Origin of the sequence: Ligilactobacillus ceti DSM 22408 (genome assembly GCF_000423245.1) — a bacterium.
Taxonomy (GTDB): domain Bacteria; phylum Bacillota; class Bacilli; order Lactobacillales; family Lactobacillaceae; genus Ligilactobacillus; species Ligilactobacillus ceti.
In genome coordinates, this window is record NZ_KE383993.1 from 743,021 (window position 1) to 761,490 (window position 18,470).

The 18,470-nt window shown below is 33.0% G+C and carries 17 protein-coding genes; 2 read left to right on the forward strand and 15 right to left on the reverse strand.

The window, feature by feature from the left end:
- Window positions 1-49 precede the first annotated feature (49 nt).
- From G540_RS0106475 to G540_RS0106535, 13 genes are all read right to left on the reverse strand, one after another.
- A complete protein-coding gene (locus G540_RS0106475) occupies window positions 50-748 on the reverse strand; it encodes a GntR family transcriptional regulator (protein ID WP_027107455.1) in 699 nt (232 codons plus the stop codon).
- Window positions 749-772: 24 nt separating this feature from the next.
- Window positions 773-1,906 (reverse strand): N-acetylglucosamine-6-phosphate deacetylase, encoded by a 1,134-nt coding sequence (gene nagA / locus G540_RS0106480; RefSeq protein WP_027107456.1) that lies wholly within the window; start codon window positions 1,904-1,906, stop codon window positions 773-775.
- 79 nt (window positions 1,907-1,985) lie between these two features.
- Window positions 1,986-2,786 (reverse strand): pyrroline-5-carboxylate reductase, encoded by an 801-nt coding sequence (gene proC, locus G540_RS0106485; RefSeq protein WP_027107457.1) that lies wholly within the window; start codon window positions 2,784-2,786, stop codon window positions 1,986-1,988.
- A gap of 103 nt (window positions 2,787-2,889) precedes the next feature.
- Window positions 2,890-3,966 (reverse strand): recombinase RecA, encoded by a 1,077-nt coding sequence (gene recA / locus G540_RS0106490; RefSeq protein ID WP_027107458.1) that lies wholly within the window; start codon window positions 3,964-3,966, stop codon window positions 2,890-2,892.
- Between the two features lie 204 nt (window positions 3,967-4,170).
- A complete protein-coding gene (pgsA, locus tag G540_RS0106495) occupies window positions 4,171-4,758 on the reverse strand; it encodes a CDP-diacylglycerol--glycerol-3-phosphate 3-phosphatidyltransferase (RefSeq protein ID WP_027107459.1) in 588 nt (195 codons plus the stop codon).
- Between the two features lie 19 nt (window positions 4,759-4,777).
- Window positions 4,778-5,746: a helix-turn-helix domain-containing protein gene (locus G540_RS07175; protein ID WP_244874304.1), complete on the reverse strand. Its 969-nt coding sequence runs from the start codon at window positions 5,744-5,746 to the stop codon at window positions 4,778-4,780.
- A gap of 106 nt (window positions 5,747-5,852) precedes the next feature.
- The gene (gene ymfI, locus G540_RS0106505) at window positions 5,853-6,578 is read right to left on the reverse strand and encodes an elongation factor P 5-aminopentanone reductase (protein ID WP_027107460.1); all 726 of its coding nucleotides are present in this window, start codon (window positions 6,576-6,578) and stop codon (window positions 5,853-5,855) included.
- The gene (yfmH, locus tag G540_RS0106510; protein WP_027107461.1) at window positions 6,575-7,876 is read right to left on the reverse strand and encodes an EF-P 5-aminopentanol modification-associated protein YfmH; all 1,302 of its coding nucleotides are present in this window, start codon (window positions 7,874-7,876) and stop codon (window positions 6,575-6,577) included. Before yfmH ends, ymfI begins: the two co-directional genes overlap by 4 nt.
- A gap of 1 nt (window position 7,877) precedes the next feature.
- The gene (gene yfmF, locus G540_RS0106515) at window positions 7,878-9,140 is read right to left on the reverse strand and encodes an EF-P 5-aminopentanol modification-associated protein YfmF (protein ID WP_027107462.1); all 1,263 of its coding nucleotides are present in this window, start codon (window positions 9,138-9,140) and stop codon (window positions 7,878-7,880) included.
- Between the two features lie 71 nt (window positions 9,141-9,211).
- The gene (locus G540_RS0106520; RefSeq protein ID WP_027107463.1) at window positions 9,212-11,485 is read right to left on the reverse strand and encodes a DNA translocase FtsK; all 2,274 of its coding nucleotides are present in this window, start codon (window positions 11,483-11,485) and stop codon (window positions 9,212-9,214) included.
- A 155-nt stretch (window positions 11,486-11,640) separates the two neighbouring features.
- On the reverse strand, window positions 11,641-12,153 hold the full coding sequence (trmL, locus tag G540_RS0106525) for a tRNA (uridine(34)/cytosine(34)/5-carboxymethylaminomethyluridine(34)-2'-O)-methyltransferase TrmL (protein WP_027107464.1): 513 nt from the start codon (window positions 12,151-12,153) through the stop codon (window positions 11,641-11,643).
- A gap of 201 nt (window positions 12,154-12,354) precedes the next feature.
- Complete coding sequence (locus tag G540_RS0106530) at window positions 12,355-13,734, reverse strand: polysaccharide deacetylase family protein (RefSeq protein WP_027107465.1); 1,380 nt, start codon at window positions 13,732-13,734, stop codon at window positions 12,355-12,357.
- A 16-nt stretch (window positions 13,735-13,750) separates the two neighbouring features.
- Window positions 13,751-14,257, reverse strand: a complete 507-nt coding sequence (locus G540_RS0106535) for an aminoacyl-tRNA deacylase (protein WP_027107466.1) — start codon at window positions 14,255-14,257, stop codon at window positions 13,751-13,753.
- Window positions 14,258-14,511: 254 nt separating this feature from the next.
- Here G540_RS0106535 and G540_RS0106540 point away from each other — a divergent pair, with 254 nt between their 5' ends.
- On the forward strand, window positions 14,512-15,486 hold the full coding sequence (locus G540_RS0106540) for a GMP reductase (RefSeq protein WP_027107467.1): 975 nt from the start codon (window positions 14,512-14,514) through the stop codon (window positions 15,484-15,486).
- 43 nt (window positions 15,487-15,529) lie between these two features.
- Here the strand turns inward: G540_RS0106540 and G540_RS0106545 are convergent, their stop codons facing one another.
- A complete protein-coding gene (locus tag G540_RS0106545; protein WP_027107468.1) occupies window positions 15,530-15,886 on the reverse strand; it encodes a PTS glucitol/sorbitol transporter subunit IIA in 357 nt (118 codons plus the stop codon).
- A 137-nt stretch (window positions 15,887-16,023) separates the two neighbouring features.
- Here G540_RS0106545 and G540_RS0106550 point away from each other — a divergent pair, with 137 nt between their 5' ends.
- Complete coding sequence (locus G540_RS0106550; RefSeq protein ID WP_027107469.1) at window positions 16,024-17,049, forward strand: lactonase family protein; 1,026 nt, start codon at window positions 16,024-16,026, stop codon at window positions 17,047-17,049.
- A 42-nt stretch (window positions 17,050-17,091) separates the two neighbouring features.
- Here G540_RS0106550 and mgtE read toward each other — a convergent pair whose 3' ends face one another.
- The gene (gene mgtE / locus G540_RS0106555; protein WP_027107470.1) at window positions 17,092-18,462 is read right to left on the reverse strand and encodes a magnesium transporter; all 1,371 of its coding nucleotides are present in this window, start codon (window positions 18,460-18,462) and stop codon (window positions 17,092-17,094) included.
- Window positions 18,463-18,470 lie beyond the last annotated feature (8 nt).

The following is an 18,470-nucleotide window of genomic DNA, read 5'->3' on the forward strand; positions in this document are numbered from 1 at the left end:
AAAGCCTTGCACTATCATTTTCAATAGTCCAAGACTTTTTATTAGTTATTTATTTTTCTAAATAAAATTCAAAACGATTGCCCGCATATTGTGTTCGAACATATTCAAACGGTGTGCCGTCTCCTAGTAAAGTAATTTGACGTAAACGTAATATAGCATCGCCACGTTTTAAATCTAGATAATCAGCAATTTTTTCAGATGCTAACATCGAGGAAACAATTTGTTGTGAATGTCCGATTCTTAAACCTTGTGATTCTAATGTTCGATATAAAGATTGTGTGATTTGTTCACGATCATATTCTTTCACAAGTTCATAAGGTACTGTCGCTACTTCAAAACAAATTGGGACATCGTCTGCATAACGAATCCGTTCCATGCGTAAAACACGCTGGTTGTCGGCTAATTTTAATTTTTCAATTTCACTTAATGATGGTGTTGTCACAATGAAAGAAATTGTCTTACTAGATGGTGTTTTTCCTTGTGCTTCAGTTAATGCTGTAAAACTAGTTACAACAGACATCTTTTCTTGAACTTTCTTGCGCGAAACATATGTCCCTGCACCAACATGTCTTTCTAAAATCCCCTCATCAACTAATGTTTGAATAGCTTGACGTAAAGTCATCCGACTCACACCAAATTGACTAGCTAATTCTCTTTCTGAAGGAATCCGGTCTCCTACTGACCACTTATCCGATTCAATCCATGTTTTAATTTGGTTATGGATTTGAATATAAATCGGCGAACCCATAAGATCACCTCGAATTAATAATTTTTATTTTTGGTATAAACGACCCAAACTATATGTTGATTGTAACATAATATCAGAATTAAAAACATTGATATCAGCATCTTTGCCGACTTCAAGTGTTCCTTTTTGTGTTAAATTAAATTCCCGAGCTTGGTTAACTGAAGACATCATAACAGCATCTTCAATGCTACACCCTGTAAATTTCATAATATTTTTAAATGCATCTTGGAATTCTAAAACAGAACCTGCTAAGTTACCTGATTCAAGACGAGCTTGTTTATCTTTAACAATAACTTTTTGCCCACCCAATTCAGATTCACCTTCTGGCATTCCTTTGGCACGCATAGAATCAGTAATTAATTCAATTCTTTCCGGCCCTTTTAATTCATACGCCATTTTAACCATTTCCGGATCAATATGGAATCCATCTGCAATTACTTCACAATAAATATTATCTTCTAAAAACGCATGTCCTGTTACACCAGGTTCCCGATGTTTCAAAGGTCTTTGTGCATTATATAAATGAGTAACATGACTTGCTTTAGAATGTTTCATTTCTTGCCGAGTTGCATTACTATGACCAACAGAAGGAACAATCTGATGTTCAATACAAAATTCTTCAAAGGCTGGTGAAGTTTCATGTTCTGGAGCATATGTGACAACTTTAATCCGATTACCAGATAATTGATGCCATTTCGCAAATAACTCAATGTCCGGAGCTTGAATATATTCTTCAGGTTGAGCACCCTTGAAAACTGGCGAAATAAAAGGCCCTTCTAAATGAATACCTTGAATAACTGGATTCATTTCAGCAGCTTTTTTAATTCCTACCATTGCATTAGCAATATTTTCATGCGATTGTGTCATCGTTGTCGCAAAATAAGACGTAATCCCTTCATGAACCATTTCATCTACCATCTGTGAAATTTCTTTTGGATTACCATCCATTGCATCAAAACTATATCCACCATGACTGTGCACATCAATAAAACCTGGAACAACAATTTGCCCATTTAAATCAACGACTTTATCTCCCGGCTCAGCTTGATAATCAGCTGTTTTACCAATCGCTTTAATTTGTTCATCAAAACGAATATAACCATCTTCAATCTTTTCTTTACCGGTATAAATCACTGCATGTTTTAATACTGTACTCATTTTATACGCCACCTTATCTAAATTAGCATGATTCATCTTTATTATAATTGGTATATACCAAAATTTCAAGGTCTGTTTTTTATTTATTTTGATCTTTTTGAACAGTAGCATCAACAGCTTTTACAACCGAAGTCATAAACCCTGCTTCTTCTAAAGCTAACAAACCTGCTATTGTCGTGCCACCTGGTGAACAAACATCATCCACTAATTCAAATGGTGTTTTATCGGTAGTTAAAACTTTTTTAGCACTCCCCAGCACTGCTTGCGCAACAATTTGATCAGCTTGTTTTTTAGTCAATCCATATTTAACCCCTGCTCGCGCTAATGAATCAATGAAAAAATAAATAAATGCAGGAGAACTACCCGCCAAAGCAACAAAAATACTAAAGTCTTTTTCTGGTAGTTCAATTACTTGTCCTAAGGCAGTAAAAATATCTACAGTATCTTGAAATTCGCTTTCTTTAACAGCCTTATTTGGTTTTAACGCTGTCATCCCTTCGTTAATTTCCACATTAACATTAGGCATAATACGCACAATTTTAGCATCATCATTTTCTAAATCTGCTTGCATTTCAGCTAACGAAATCCCGGTCACCATCGAAATCAAGATTACATTTTCTTGACGAACAGTTTCTTTAATTTCTTTTAAAATATCAGTTAAAATATAAGGCTTAATTCCTAACATCACATAATCGGCACTTTGAACAACTTCACTATTACTTTCACATGTAGTTAATCCGTATTCCTTAGCAAAAGCTTCATATTTACTTTTTGTTCCACTATGCACATAAATATCAGCTGGTTTTACAAAATCAACCGCTAATAAACCTTTTATAATTGCTGATGACATATTTCCGACACCGATAAATCCAATTTTCAATCTTGTCACAACCTTTTTATTTTTTATTAATTATCTTACTACTTTTATTTTTACTTGTATGCAAAAAAGACACTTTCGTTCCAGAAAATGTCTTTCAAACATATTATTTAGCGTCTTTATCTTTTGCTTTTGTTTTAGTTGTTGCTTTTTTAGCTGTTTCTTTAGTTGGTGCTTCTTCAGTTGTTTCATCATCACCAATTCCATAAGCAGTCCGAACTTTAGCAACAATTTCATTCATAACTTCAGGATGTTCTTTCATATAAGTTTTCGCATTTTCACGACCTTGACCAATTCGAACATCTCCATAAGAGAACCAAGAACCACTCTTGTTAATAATATCTTTTTCAACGGCCATATCAATTAATTCACCCGTTTTGGAAATACCTTCTCCATACATAATATCAACAATTGCCACTCTAAATGGTGGAGCAACTTTATTTTTCACAACTTTAATCTTTGTCCGATTACCCATAATATCAGAACCGTTTTTAATAGTTTCACCACGACGAACTTCTAAACGAACTGTTGAATAGAATTTAAGGGCACGTCCACCTGGAGTTGTTTCTGGATTACCAAACATGATCCCAACTTTTTCACGAATTTGGTTAATGAAAATCGCAATAGTTTTTGTTTTATTAATTGTCCCAGATAATTTACGCAAAGCTTGAGACATTAAACGAGCTTGCAACCCAACATGGGCATCACCCATTTCACCTTCAATTTCAGCACGAGGTACAAGTGCTGCAACAGAATCAATAACAACAATATCAATTGCGCCGGAAGAAACTAATGCATCAGCAATTTCTAACCCTTGTTCCCCTGTATCAGGTTGAGATAATAATAAATCATCAATATTAACACCTAAAGCTGTAGCATATGCTGGATCCAATGCATTTTCCGCATCGATATATGCAGCTGTCCCACCACGTTTTTGCACTTCTGCAACCGCATGTAATGCAACTGTTGTTTTACCAGAACTTTCTGGTCCGTAAACTTCCACAATCCGTCCACGTGGATACCCACCAACACCTAAAGCTTCATCTAAAGCTAAAGATCCACTTGGGATTGTTGAAATTTTTGTATCAGCTTTATCACCCATACGCATAATTGAACCTTTACCAAAGTTCTTTTCAATTTTTTTCAATGCTGTTTCTAAAGCATCTTTTCTTTCATCAGCCATTTAATTTCCTCCTTAAAACAAGTCCATATCTTCTTTTATAATAATACTTTTAAAAATCTAAAAACTCAAGTTACGTTAACTTTACTCAACTTATCCTCTCATTGATAAATACGTCAACCAACTGTTTAAAACGCAAAAACTTCGCTAGAAAATCTTTTAATCACCTTGTTCTGTGATACTAATTGATAGACTAGCGAAGTTTTTTTATTTTTCAAATGAATCAGCAAATATTTCGCGGCTATTGTGGAAATAATCCCATCCTGAATAAACTGTGAAGAATAAACATACATATAATAAAATTTGACCCATTGGAATATGAATAACTGTAAAGAAGATATCATTCAAGAATAAGAACACAATTGAAAACATTTGTGTTGCTGTCTTAATTTTACCTGGCATAGCTGCTGCCATAACTTTACCGTTATTTTCCACAACTAATAATCGTAATCCAGTAACAGCTAATTCACGACACACAATAATGGCAGCAACCCAAGCAGGTACTTTACCCATTTGAACTAGAATAATAAACGCTGTCATTACTAACATTTTATCAGCTAATGGATCTGCAAATTTACCGAAATTAGATACTAAATTATATTTACGAGCAATTTGACCATCGGCATAATCTGTTAAAGAAGCCACGGCAAAAATAATTGCACCAATTAATTGAGTAACGGGAATTGTCGCGCCACCCCAAACAACTTCACCCCAATTAAATGGGACTAATAAAACAATCATAAATACTGGTATTAAGAAAATTCTTAACACCGTTAATTTATTTGGTAAATTCATAAATTTATTCGCTCCTTAATTAATCTGCATTTTGACTAGTTGTTGTACTTGAACTAGATGATGCTTCTGCTGGTTTATCCGCTGCTTTTTTATCTTTACTTGCAACATTAATAACTATTGTTCGTACGCTCTTGTTAGCATCTTCTTTGAGGAAATCAAATTTCTTACCGTTAATTTCAATTTCAGTACCTTTAGAATTTCCTAAGTTCAACATAATCTTTTTCGTGTTTTCTGGTAATTTAACTTCTTTAGTAGCTCCCGGTGCCAAAGTACCTTGCCAAATTTGCACGCCATCTGCTGTCACTGCATTCCAAGCTGCACGACCTTGCACTTTTAGTTGTAAAACATTTGTAGCTGGAGCATTTGTTAAATCATATACAAATCTGGATCCTTGTACACTTGTAGACACAATTTTTTGTTCTTTTTCTTTAGCTGTTGCTTTATCTTTGGCAGCTTTTTTCTTAGCTGCTTTTTTCTTAGCAACTTTTTTCTTTTGACTTGTTTCGTCAGTTGAAACAGCTACTTTTTCAGTATTATTTTCAATTTGTTGACTGTTTTTATTATGATTACCACGTGCTACAACATAAATTGTTCCAATAATTGCAGCTACAACAACGACAATAATAACAGTTGGTATATACTTCAATAAATGACCAAAACGATCTGGTTTATCATCATCTTTAGCTTGTCGTTCAGCTAAACGTGATGTTACTTCTTCAATGGGTAATGGTTCTTTTTGACCTAATTTTTCATTTAATTCGTCAGCAAAATCATCATAATTCAAATCAACTGTTTCCGCATATTGACGAATAAAAGCTTTAACATAAAAATCACCTGGTAAAGCCGCAAAATCTTCTTCTTCAATCGCAATCAAATAGCGTTTTTGAATTTTGGTAATTTGTTGTAAATCATCTAAAGTATAACCTTTTTCAATTCTTGCTTCTTTTAAAATTTGTCCAATATCACTCATAGCTATTTTACTCTCCATGTTCATTTAATAACTTTTCTTTTAAAAAAATCAATTCATATTTCATACTCTATAAAGTATATCATAGACTCTGATTAATATTTTATTAAGATTGATTTCAAGAATATCATTTTAACCAGCCACCTGTCACGTATAAAGTTTGACCAGTTAAATAATCAGCTTTTTCAGATAATAAAGACTGTACCCAATAACTAATTTCAGAAACTTTAGCAAATCTTCCTACTGGAATTTCTGCAGCAACAGCAGCCTTTTCTTCAGCAGCAAAAGTCATATTCATTTGTGTATCAACAGCTCCTGGTGCCACAACATTTACAGTAATCCCCAGTGAAGCAACCTCTTTACTATATGCACTAACAAATGCACTTAAAGCTCCTTTGACAGTACTATAGCCTACTTCCATCGCACTCCCAACGCCACCATAAATTGAACCAATAAAAACAATTCTACCATTAGGTGAACGTGTTAATTTTGTTTCTAATTTTTGTAATAATAACAATGGAGTTTCAACTTGCATTTTTAACATCGTACTTAATTGTCCCGCTGGTAATTCCGAAAACAAACTATACCAGGTAGTCCCTTGAGCAAAAATAACAGCATCTAAGGCAAATAAATTATTCGTAATCTGCTCTAAATGCTCACAATCCGTTAAATCATATTGTAAGGTTAAAAAATCTTGCTTAGCATATTCCATTTGTAACTCTTGTGCTAAATTACGTATTTTGTCTGTATTTTGATGATAATGTAAATACAAAGACCAACCATCTTGAGCTAAATCACGTGCAATTTGTTGTCCAATATCACCTGATGCCCCAATAATTAAAGCCCATTTCATTGTATATCATCTTCTTTCGGGAAAATTTGATAAACACTAATTGCTTCTTCCTTAATAAATTGTTGTGCCACTTCCACTACTTCATTTAATTCCATTTTTTCAATTAGAGGAATCACGTCAAACAATGTCGCCCCCGCAAATAATTCACCTTCATAATTATTTGCGATTGATTCTAATGAATCTAAACTTGTTATTAAGCGTCCTACTAATTCTTTTTTAGCTAATTCAAACGCTTCAGTTTGGTTTTGAATTGTCTCAACTGCATTTTCAGCAATTTGAATTACTTGTTTAACAAAAGCTTGCGGATCTTTTGTATTACCATAAATTGTCGCAAAATGAAATCCACGCTCTAACAAGAAATCATAATCAAATGAATCATCAATAACGCCTTGATTATACATTGCTAAATATTGCGGTGTACTTTCGGAATATAGCAATTGCATTAAGATTTCAATTTTAAAATAATAAAATAATCCTGCTCGTCCGGCCGGAACTTGATCTAACCCTTTAATACCTATAATAGTTTTAGGTTGTTGAATATCACGTTCTTCCATCCGATAGGGTAATAAATCAGTTTTTGTATAATCAAACTGATATTGCGGTGATGTTAATGGTGGAAATTCTTTTTCTGCTTGATTTTCTTCAATTAAAGAAATCATATCATCTACAATAAAATTCCCTACTAAAAACAAATTCATATTTTCAGGTCGGTAAAAATGAGCATAACATTCATTTAAATCTTGAGCTGTAATTTCTTGAATGGATTGACTAGTTCCGGCAATATCTAAAGCTAACGGTGTTTGTGGATACATGTTTTTAACAATTCCTGAAAAAAGTCCCCAATTCGGATTATCTTCATACATTTTAATTTCTTGATCAATAATCCCTTTTTCTTTGTTAACTTTTTCATCCGTAAAATATGGCGTTTGTACAAAATCAAGTAATGTCGTTACACATGCTTGGGCATTTTCTGTAGTAGAAAACATATAGCTCGTCCGTGTGTAACTAGTAAAAGCATTCGAATCAGCACCATATTTACCAAACAAATCAAAAGCATCATAATCTTCTTTATCAAACATTTTATGTTCTAAAAAGTGAGCAATGCCCGCCGGATAAGTAACTGGTTCATTTTGACCTTCAGGAATAAAAGTTGTATCTACAGATCCATAATTAGTTGTTAATACTCCATATGTTTTATGATATTGCGGCCGGGCTAATAAATTAACCGTTAATCCGTTTGGTAATTTCAATGTATAAATTGTTTCACCAAAACGAACTGTTGTCGCTAAATCTTTCATCTTATCCTTCCTCTCCTTTTAAGAAATAAATTGCTTGTAGTTGAATTTTTTTAGCAACCTCTTGCACATCCGCAATGGTTACTTTTTGAATATTTTCCATCCAAGTTCCTGTTGTAGGTGTCTTTTTAAACAACGGTTGGAGTAAAGCTTTAACCATTAAATAATTTTGACTATCTAAATGACTTAAATGTTCATTAATCAAACTAAGTTTAATCTCAGCAAATAATTGTTCATCAATTTCTCCAGCAATAATTTTCGCGAATTGTTCTGCAATTAAAGTTTGAACTTGCTCTTTATCACTACTTTTAATTCCAGTTTGAATATAAAAATATTGTCCAAATGAATCAAATGAACTACTGATGTAATATGCTAAACTTGCTTTTTCACGAATATTTCTAAATAAATATGAGCGTGCATCGCCACCTAAAAGAGCATTAAAAACAATGGCCGCATGAAAATCAGGACACCCTTGATCAATCGGAAAATGATAGGCTAAATTCAACTTACTTTGTTGAAGTTTTTCTTGTTCAACTTTTTCCACAACTTCATCTTTGTTTGCTTGTTGATAATACATAGAACCTAATGTGTTTTCCCGTGCTGTAAATGGTAAAGTTGCTAATTCTTCTACAACTTCATCTTCTTGTACATCACCTGACACAACAATTCGGACCTGATCTTGCGTTATCATTTTTTGATAACAAGCAACAATATCTTGTGCTGTCAGTGGCTTTAATGTTTGTAAATCCCCTAACACTGAACTTTGTTGCACTGGATTAGTAAAATATTCTTTTTGTAATGCTAATAAAGCTGCAATTTTCTTATTATCTTGCATCGTTGCTAAATAAGTTTGGAAGTTTTCTTTTTGTCGTTGAAATGTTTCTTTTTCAAAAATACCATCCACTAATAATGGTCGGAAAATAATTTCCTCTAAAAACTTAATTCCTTTAGTCAACAAGTTTTCTGGCGTAGTTAAATACTTATCATTTACACAACTAAAATTAAATTTCATAATATGATAATTACCATTTCGAGTTGTACTAGTTCCAAAATCAGCACCATACATTTGTGATAACTCTTGCGCAATAACTTGTTGTGTTGGATATTTTTTACTGCTTACTTCTAATAAATACGCTAATAAGGTTCTTTGTGTAATTTCTGTCACTGTTTTTACTTCTGTAATAAAAGAAATGGAAATTTTATTTGTTTTAAATTGTGTTGTCGGCATTACCTGACATACCACACCGTTTTTTAAATCTTTTCTCATTCCCAATCTCCTTTCGCTAACACTTATTTATTCCAATAAGAAAACGCCCTGCCCTGGCACGGCGTTTCTCTTTAAGCTTTTGGTAAATAGACTTTACGTGGTTTACTACCTTCAGATGGCCCGATATATCCTCGGTTTTCCATTTCTTCCACCATCCGGGCTGATCTATTATAACCAATTTTAAATCTTCTTTGTAATAATGAAATACTACATTTTTGTTCTTGTTTAATAAATTCTAAAGCTTCTGCAAATAACGGATCTTCCTCTTCTTTTTGCATTTCGGCTGCTAATTCATCATCTGTAACTGTTAATTCAGCATCATATTGCGCACCGCGTTGTGTTTTTACATGTTCCACTACATTTTGAACATCACGATCAGAAACAAACGCACCTTGCACACGAATTGGCTTATTCATCCCCATTGGCAAGAATAACATATCGCCTCGTCCTAAAAGTTTTTCCGCTCCAGCTTGATCAATAATAGTCCGCGAATCAGTATTACTTGAAACAGCAAATGCCATCCGTGAAGGGACATTAGCTTTTATAATACCAGTAATAACATCAACAGATGGTCTTTGAGTCGCTAAAATCAAGTGAATTCCGGCCGCTCGTCCCATTTGAGCAATACGGATAATCGCGTCTTCTACTTCATTAGATGCTACCATCATCAAATCTGATAATTCATCTAAAATAGCTACAATATATGGTAATTTTTCTCCGCTCATTGGGTCTTGAGCAACCATTTGATTATACGTTTCAATTTTACGCTGTCCTGTATTCGCGAAAATTTCATATCGTCGTTCCATTTCTTGAACTAATTTATTTAAAGCACGAGCTGCTTTTTTCGGATCAGTCACAACTGGTGTTAATAAATGCGGTATATCATTATAGACACCTAATTCAACTTTTTTCGGATCTACTAAAATCATTTTGACATTTTCTGGTGGTTGATTCATCAATAAGGAAGTAATAATACTATTAATCGCGACTGATTTCCCACTACCTGTTGATCCAGCAATTAACAAATGCGGCATTTTACCTAAATCAGCACTAATTAATTTCCCAGAAACGTCACGTCCCAAAGGTACTTCTAAAGGTGCATGTTCTTTTTCTTTTTGTTCCAACATAATATTTTTAAAAGAAATCATAGCTGTTTTAGTATTCGGTACTTCAATCCCAATTAAAGATTTACCTGGAATAGGCGCTTCAATGCGAATATCTTTGGCAGCTAAAGCCAAGGCTAAATCATCTGTTAAATTCACAATCTTACTTACTTTCACACCAATCGCTGGATGAAGTTCATATTTTGTAACAGCTGGCCCTAAAATTGTATTCACTAATTCAACATCGACACCAAAACTAGCAAACGTTTGTTGTAATATCGCTTCATTTTGCCGAATTAATCGTTGCTCATCACTTTGATCTGTTGGTGCCACATCTTCTAAAAGAGCTAAACTAGGTAATTCATATTCACCATCATTTTGCACTATACTTTTTGGCTTAGGTAAATCTTTTTTACCTTGTTCAACCAATTCAATTTGTTGTTGCACCGGTTTTTCAACGGGTTCATTCCAAACATTTTGTGTCACTTTGGGTTGCTCATTAATTTCCACTGGCTCTTGTTGAGTTTTTAAAACAGGTTTTTCTTGTTCAATTTGTGCCATTAACGCTGCTTCACGCTCGGCTTGAGCTTTTTCAGCCTGCAACTCTTGATGTTCTTGATATTTTTGTTGACTAAAATTTTTAGCTTTTTTACTTGTACTTTGAACACCTTTAGTAACTTTATATAATTGTTGTCCAATAAACTCTAAACTTTGTTGTGGTGTGATTTTCCAAAAAGCACAACATCCAAAAAAGAGTAATATCCCACTAATAATATAAGTCCCAATTTGAGAAACAAGAAAATAAGTTCCACTATATAAAAAGGCACCAATCATCCCGCCACCAACAGCTGTTCCTAAACTATTATTCAAAATATCTTGCCGTAAATATTGCCAAGTAATACTAATAAAATTAGTATGTAAATTCAATTTATTAAATAAAATTGCTTCTAATAATAAATCTAACCCTAATAAAGTTAAACCAAAACCAATCCAATATTGTTTTTTTATCTTGGGTTCTTTTCCGGTAATTAATAATATCAATCCACTAAGGCATAATAAAATTAATCCAATCGGTGCAACGTCACCAATAAAAAAGCGAAAAACATTGCGAATTGTAATCCCTAAATATCCTAATTTAAAAAATCCTAATATACTTAATATAATAAAAACAAAGCCGATTATTCGTTCTGAAATTTCTGTTTTTTTCCGTTTACGGGTGCGACTCTTACGTTTCTTTGCCATTTAAGCCACCTCATTAAATTTTTAACTATCTTAAAATTATAACATACTTTGCCCGTTGTTTCCTGCTCGCTTCTAGTCACGATCCTTATTAAATCGCTTTTTAAATAAAAAAAGATTAACAACACTAATTATTAGTGTTGTTAATCTTTTCTCACTTATTTTAATTTATCATCAATATATTGATGTTGTAATTCTAAATTCACAAAATCTTGTTGCCGCAAAGCTTCATAGATAACAATCGCTGCTGTATTAGATAAATTTAAAGAGCGCACATGTTCATCATTTTGAGGAATCCGAATACAATGTTTAGCATACTTTTGCATAAACAATTCTGGTAACCCCATTGTTTCCTTCCCAAATAAGAAGTAATGATTAGTTTCCAGATTACGATAATCTCGTTCTGTATATGTTTTTTCCGCAAATTTTGAGACTAAATAAAGCTCATCTTCCCCTGTCAAAGTTTCTAAAAACGCTGGTAAATTTTTATGATAAGTAATTTGGACTTTATCCCAATAATCTAACCCTGCTCGTTTTAAATATTTATCATCAGTTGAAAATCCTAATGGTTCAATTAAATGTAAATGTGTATTGGTTGCCGCACATGTCCGTGCAATATTACCTGTATTAGCCGGCATCACCGGTTCAAATAAAACAATATGATTTGCCATTTTGACACCTAACTTTCTTTTATTTATAACTAAAAAACGCAACTATTCGGTGTAATCACGGCGAACAGCTACGTTATCAAAAAACCAATCAATAAGCAAACAAGAATGGTCACTAATACTGATTCGATAAAAAATATACTATCATATCCAATAATTTAATTCAAGATTTTTTACTATAATCTCTCTATTTGGTCTAGTCATTTAATTATTGACGCCATGATGAACTTGAACACTTAAATCAGTAATTGGTTTAAATGTATACCCCCGACTTAAATAATACTTGATAACTGTTGGCAAGGCAGCTACTGTCGTCGTTTTTGTTTTAGAATCATGGAATAAAATATTCAAATGATTAGCTTTGCCATTTGTAGCATTCCGAATAATATATGAAGTCGGCATCGTATTGCCGGCTGCATCACCAGAAGAACAATTCCAATCATAATAACGATACCCTTTATTCATTACATCACGAACCAAATATGACATAATTCCTCGCTGATATTGACGACTCACAGTATTACTAGATCCACCAGGAAAACGGATATACTTTGATTTAATCCCAATTAAATTATGAACCATTTGTTCAATTTGATTCAAATCGGCATAATAAGTAGCTGCAGAGCGATAAATTTGATAATTATGCGTATAAGTATGCAACCCTATTGTATTTCCCTCGGCATAAGCTCGTTTAATTAAATAGTTATATTTTTGTCCATTACCAGTCACAAAAAATGTACCTTTAACTTTAAATTTTTTCAAAATATCTAAAATTTTAGCAGTATTCGCTGATGGGCCATCATCAAATGTTAAATAAACAACTTTATCCCCATCTGAATGAGCTTGTTTAACGTCAATTCGTCGTTTAGCTGTTGCTTTATTCCCACTACGATCAATAGCTTGATACACTAAATAATAAGTACCAGCTTGATGAAAATCATGACCTTTTTTATCATAGGTTACTTTAGGATGCGGGTCTAAATTATCTTTCACAACAACACCTTTTAAAAGATCTAATTGATCATTAGTTGTAATTTCAATGGCTGGTATTGCTTCAAATTTGGGTGCTTGTTGATCTTTTTTACGAATTAACTGAGCATCTTTTTCAGTTTCATTACCTGATTTATCATATGCAATAATTTTCACATTTGTTTTTCCAGCTTTTTTAGCTTTGTTATAATTTTCCGCAAATTTAAGATATGCTTTTTTATTATCACTGACCTTTTTCACAAAATCTTGCGGTTTTACATCAGCCACTAAATCCGTTTGATAATTTTTAACCATTAATTTCGGAGCTTGTTGATCAACAACTTTAACGTTAAAAGGATATTTTTTTCCTTTATAAAGGTAATAACAAGAATAGGTACCTAATTTATTAACATCTACTTGACCATAATACTTAACAGCTTTTTTATTTCCGAATAACACCATTTGTAAATTAGTTTTCGGTTGATACTTTCCTCGATAATCAACTTCCACAATTTGTTTTTTCAAAAAAACAGGATGCCATAAACTAATTAAAAATACTATTATTACAAGACAAAAAGCACCTATACTACTACCCCAAATTATTTTTTTCTTCATATATTAACACCATCTTTTATTTAGCAACTTGAATATATTCACCTTTCACAAGTTCTACTAACGCTTCCCGATTCAACCGAACAGAACGACCAATTTTCCCAGCAGACACTGATACTTCCGTGAAATCTTGAATTCTTTCATCAAAATAAATAGGGAAATCCGTTTTAAAACTAATCCCAATTGGTGTATTTTCTCCATGTACATAACCTGTAATATTAATTAAATTCTTGTTATCAGCTAAATGAACTTGTTTTTTTCCTAATTGACGAGCAATTAATTTCAAGTCAATTTCATGTAATAAAGATAAACAAACGACTAAATAATCCTTAGGATCTTTATTTGCATTCAAAACAATCGTTTTTAAAATACTATTCGGTTCAATTCCTTGTTCTTCTGCTTCTGCAAAAGCTGACGCACCTCGTTTTAAAAATTCAAAAGAATACTCTTCATAAGGAATATTATGTTGATCTAAGATACGTTCTTCATTAGTTTTTTTAATCTTATTTTTCTTTTTCTTAGCCATATTCGCTCATCCTTTTCTTTCCAAACTATATATTATCAATTAAAACACATTATCCTTTGTTTGGGAATATTTAGCATTTTAGATTTATTAAAGATAATTCGTTTATTGTGATAAAAACCGAACTTTAGAAGTTATTAAAGAAACAAACCTTGACTTTTTACCGAATAAAAGCTATTATATTTATGGTTTCGTGATTAAATTAAGTAAATCACGAATTAAAAACGCTCAACCTTTGAAAGAGAGGCTCTTTTATTATGACAGTTTTTGATTATGAAGATATCCAACTTATTCCCAACAAATGTATTGTGAAAAGTCGTTCCGAAATTGATCCAAGCATCAAATTTGGTCCTTTAACTTTTAAAATTCCTGTTGTACCTGCTAATATGCAAACTATCATTGACGATGATTTAGCTATTTGGTTAGCTGAAAATGGTTACTTCTATATTATGCATCGATTTGAAGCTGAAAACCGTTTGGATTTTGTGCAAATGATGCATGATCGCAATTTATTTGCTTCTATTTCCGTCGGTGTTAAAGATCCAGAATATACGTTTGTTGATGAATTAGTCGAAGCTGGCCTCACTCCAGAATACATTACAATTGATGTCGCTCACGGTCATGCTGATACTGTTATTAAAATGATTAAATATATCAAATCTAAATTACCAGATACATTCTTAATTGCCGGTAACGTAGGTACTCCTGAAGGGGTACGTGAATTAGAAAATGCTGGCGCTGATGCTACTAAAGTCGGAATTGGACCAGGTCGTGTTTGCATCACAAAATTAAAAACTGGTTTCGGAACTGGCGGTTGGCAATTAGCTGCTATTCGCCTTTGTGCTAAAGCCGCTCGTAAACCAATTATCGCTGATGGTGGTTTACGTTATAATTGTGATATTGCTAAATCAATTCGTTTTGGCGCTTCTATGTGTATGATCGGTTCATTATTTGCAGGTCATGCCGAAAGTCCTGGTGAATTAATTGAACAAGATGGCCAAAAATGTAAAGCTTACTTTGGCTCTGCTTCTCAATATCAAAAAGGTCAATATAAAAACGTCGAAGGTAAAAAAATCTTAACACCTTACAAAGGTCACATTGCAGACACTTTACAAGAAATGAAAGAAGATTTACAATCATCTATTTCTTACGCAGGTGGTAAAGACTTAGATGCTTTAAGAACTGTTGATTATGTAATTGTTAAAAATTCAATCTTTAACGGTGATCGTTAAAACTAAAAAACGCTGAAATCAGTATTTGATTTCAGCGTTTTTTTTAATAATATTTAATAATGGTGCCAACTTTAATTTCAGGTAATTCATTCGGCTCTAAATAAATAGTATTACCTAACGGATTACTTGGAACTTCCTTAAAATGAAGCGTTGCATGACCAAGCATCAACAAATTATTTTTAACTAACTCACCAATATAATTAATTGTATATTCTTGATCATCAATTCTTATTTTATGGCCAACTTCTAATGTATAATTTTCTTGCTGTGAACTTTTAAAACGTTGAATAACAGCGACTTTCGTTAATTGATCAGATGCCGTTTCGTTAAACATGATTAACATTGGTTCCGGCGCTGTCATTGCTTGTGAACCGATCGCGATTATTTGAGACTCCAACATATTGACTTTCCCCTTATCATTAAAAAATTCCAATTTAATTTTAACATATTATCACTCCAAAAAGTAATCGGATCACTTTCCGACTACTTTTTTGCTATAATATCAGTAACTTACATGTTTTAGAAAGGATGATATTTATGTTAGAAAATATCTTTTTTGGCACATATACCAAAAAGATAAGCCAAGGTATTTATCAAGCTACCTTAAATACAGACACAAAAACAATCTCAAAACCCGAGTTGTTAATAGCAGTCAATAACCCTACTTATTTAACAACGACTAATAATCAATTATTCACAATTTGTAAACAAGATGATCACGGCGGTATCGCTAGCTATTCTAAAGATACTACGCAACTTTATACTTTAAATAATAAAGTACTGCAAGCTGGAGCTCCACCTTGTTATGTTTCATTTGATAAACAGCGAAATTTAGTTTATACAGCTAATTATCACACTGCTGAAGTCTTAATTTATCAACTTCATCCTAATAATACTTTAACTTTACACCAAAGCATCTCACATTCTGGTTCCGGTCCTCGTCCAGAACAACAATCATCACATTTACATTATGCAGACTTAACTCCTGATAACCGGTTAGTTGCTTTGGATTTAGGTGCTGATCAATTATTAACTTATAATTTCGATAATAATCAAAAAGCTCTTTTAAACAATGTGTTAACTTTCCCAGCTGGTTTCGGGCCACGTCATTTAGTGTTCCATCCTAATCAACAAATCGCTTATGTTGTTGGTGAACTCAGCAGCCAGGTCGCCACCTTAAAATACAACCCTCAAAATGGTAGTTTTTCAATTTTAGATATCCAAACTACCATTCCAAACGAATATCATGATTTCAATGGAGCGGCTGCTATTAAAATCAGTCACAATCAACAACACTTATATATTTCCAATCGTGGTTTTAATTCAATTGCTTGTTTTAAAATCGAGTCGGATGCTAGTTTGCAATTAATTCATCAAACGACTACATCAATTGATTTCCCACGTGATTTTGCCTTAGATGCTACTGATCAGTTTTTAGTAGTCGCTAATCAAAATGATAATACTATCAGTTTATTCGAACGCAATCCAGTCTCTGGAAAATTAACTTTAATCCAAGACAACATCCACCTTCCCGAAGGTGTTTGCGTAAAATTTGTTAATTAAATATAAAAAAACATCTTCCTAGTTTGACTAAGAAGATGTTTTTTATTGACCTACGAAAAATGATAAGAAAATACGAGCAATACTGAAATAAATTAAAACTGATGTTAAATCACTTAATGTCGAGATAAATGGACCGGATGCCACTGCTGGATCCACACCAATTTTATCCATAAACATTGGAATAAATGCACCAGCTAAATTAGCTACTACAATCGCACACATCATCGCAAATCCAATAACAAAACCTAAGACGAAATTATGTTTCCAGAAACCAACAATTACAAAAATTACAAATCCAGTAATAATTCCTAAAATAATCCCTGTAATTAATTCTGTTAATAATAATTGCCAAATATTCTTTTTATCTTCATCTTTAAACGCTAAGCGGCGGACAGCTGTCGCTAAACTTTGTGTACCAGCATTCCCCGCTGTACCAGTAATCGAAGAAATAAAAACTGCTAAAATACTTGCTTGACTAACTAATTCTTCGTAATGAGAAATCAACGTAGTAGTAGACATACCTAAAATCAACAATGTCACCAACCACGGTAATCGTTTAAAAGCTGCTTGCCATGGATTTTCAGTTGTTTGTTCCAAGTCAACCCCGGCTAAACCAGAATAATCTTCAACCGATTCTTCATCAATAACATCGATAATATCATCAACGTTAATAATCCCAATTAATTTATGATTATAATCAGTAACCGGAATAGCTAAGAAATTATAGTCACGAATTGTTTGTGCTACATCTTTTTGATCATCATCGACTTTAACAGCCATCACTTGCATATTCATTACGTCTTTGACCATAGCTTGATCATCATTTCGCAACATATCTCTTAAAGTGACAACCCCGACTAATTTTTCACTCTCATCAATTACATAAACATAATAAATTGTTTCCGCTGTTTTAGCAGCAACTTTAATAGCTTCCATTGCAGAAGCTAAGGTCTGATTCCCATTAATAGCCACATATTCAGTCGACATAATCGAACCAGCTGTTTTATCTTCATAATGTAACATCCGTTTAATTTCAGCTGCTGTTTTGGCAGGCAATAAACGCAAATAACCTAATAAATCCTCTTTTTTAGCATATGCCAAAACGTCAACCGCATTATCCGTATACATCCCGTTAATTACAGCTGCTGCATACGCCATTGTCATTTCTTCTAAATAATGAATTACTTCCTCAGGATCTTGATCCATTGCATCAAACATATCCCCGACTTCTTCAGGCTTTAAATACCGATAAACACGCGCTCTTTGCTGTTCATTTAAATCCCGAAAGATTTGCGCTTGTTCATAAATATGTAATTCTAAATATTCTTCCCGAAAAAGCCGTGCTTTTTGAGAATCTAATGCATTAATTATTTTTTGGATGTTATCATGATTTGTTTGTGTCATTTCAACCATGATTCTCT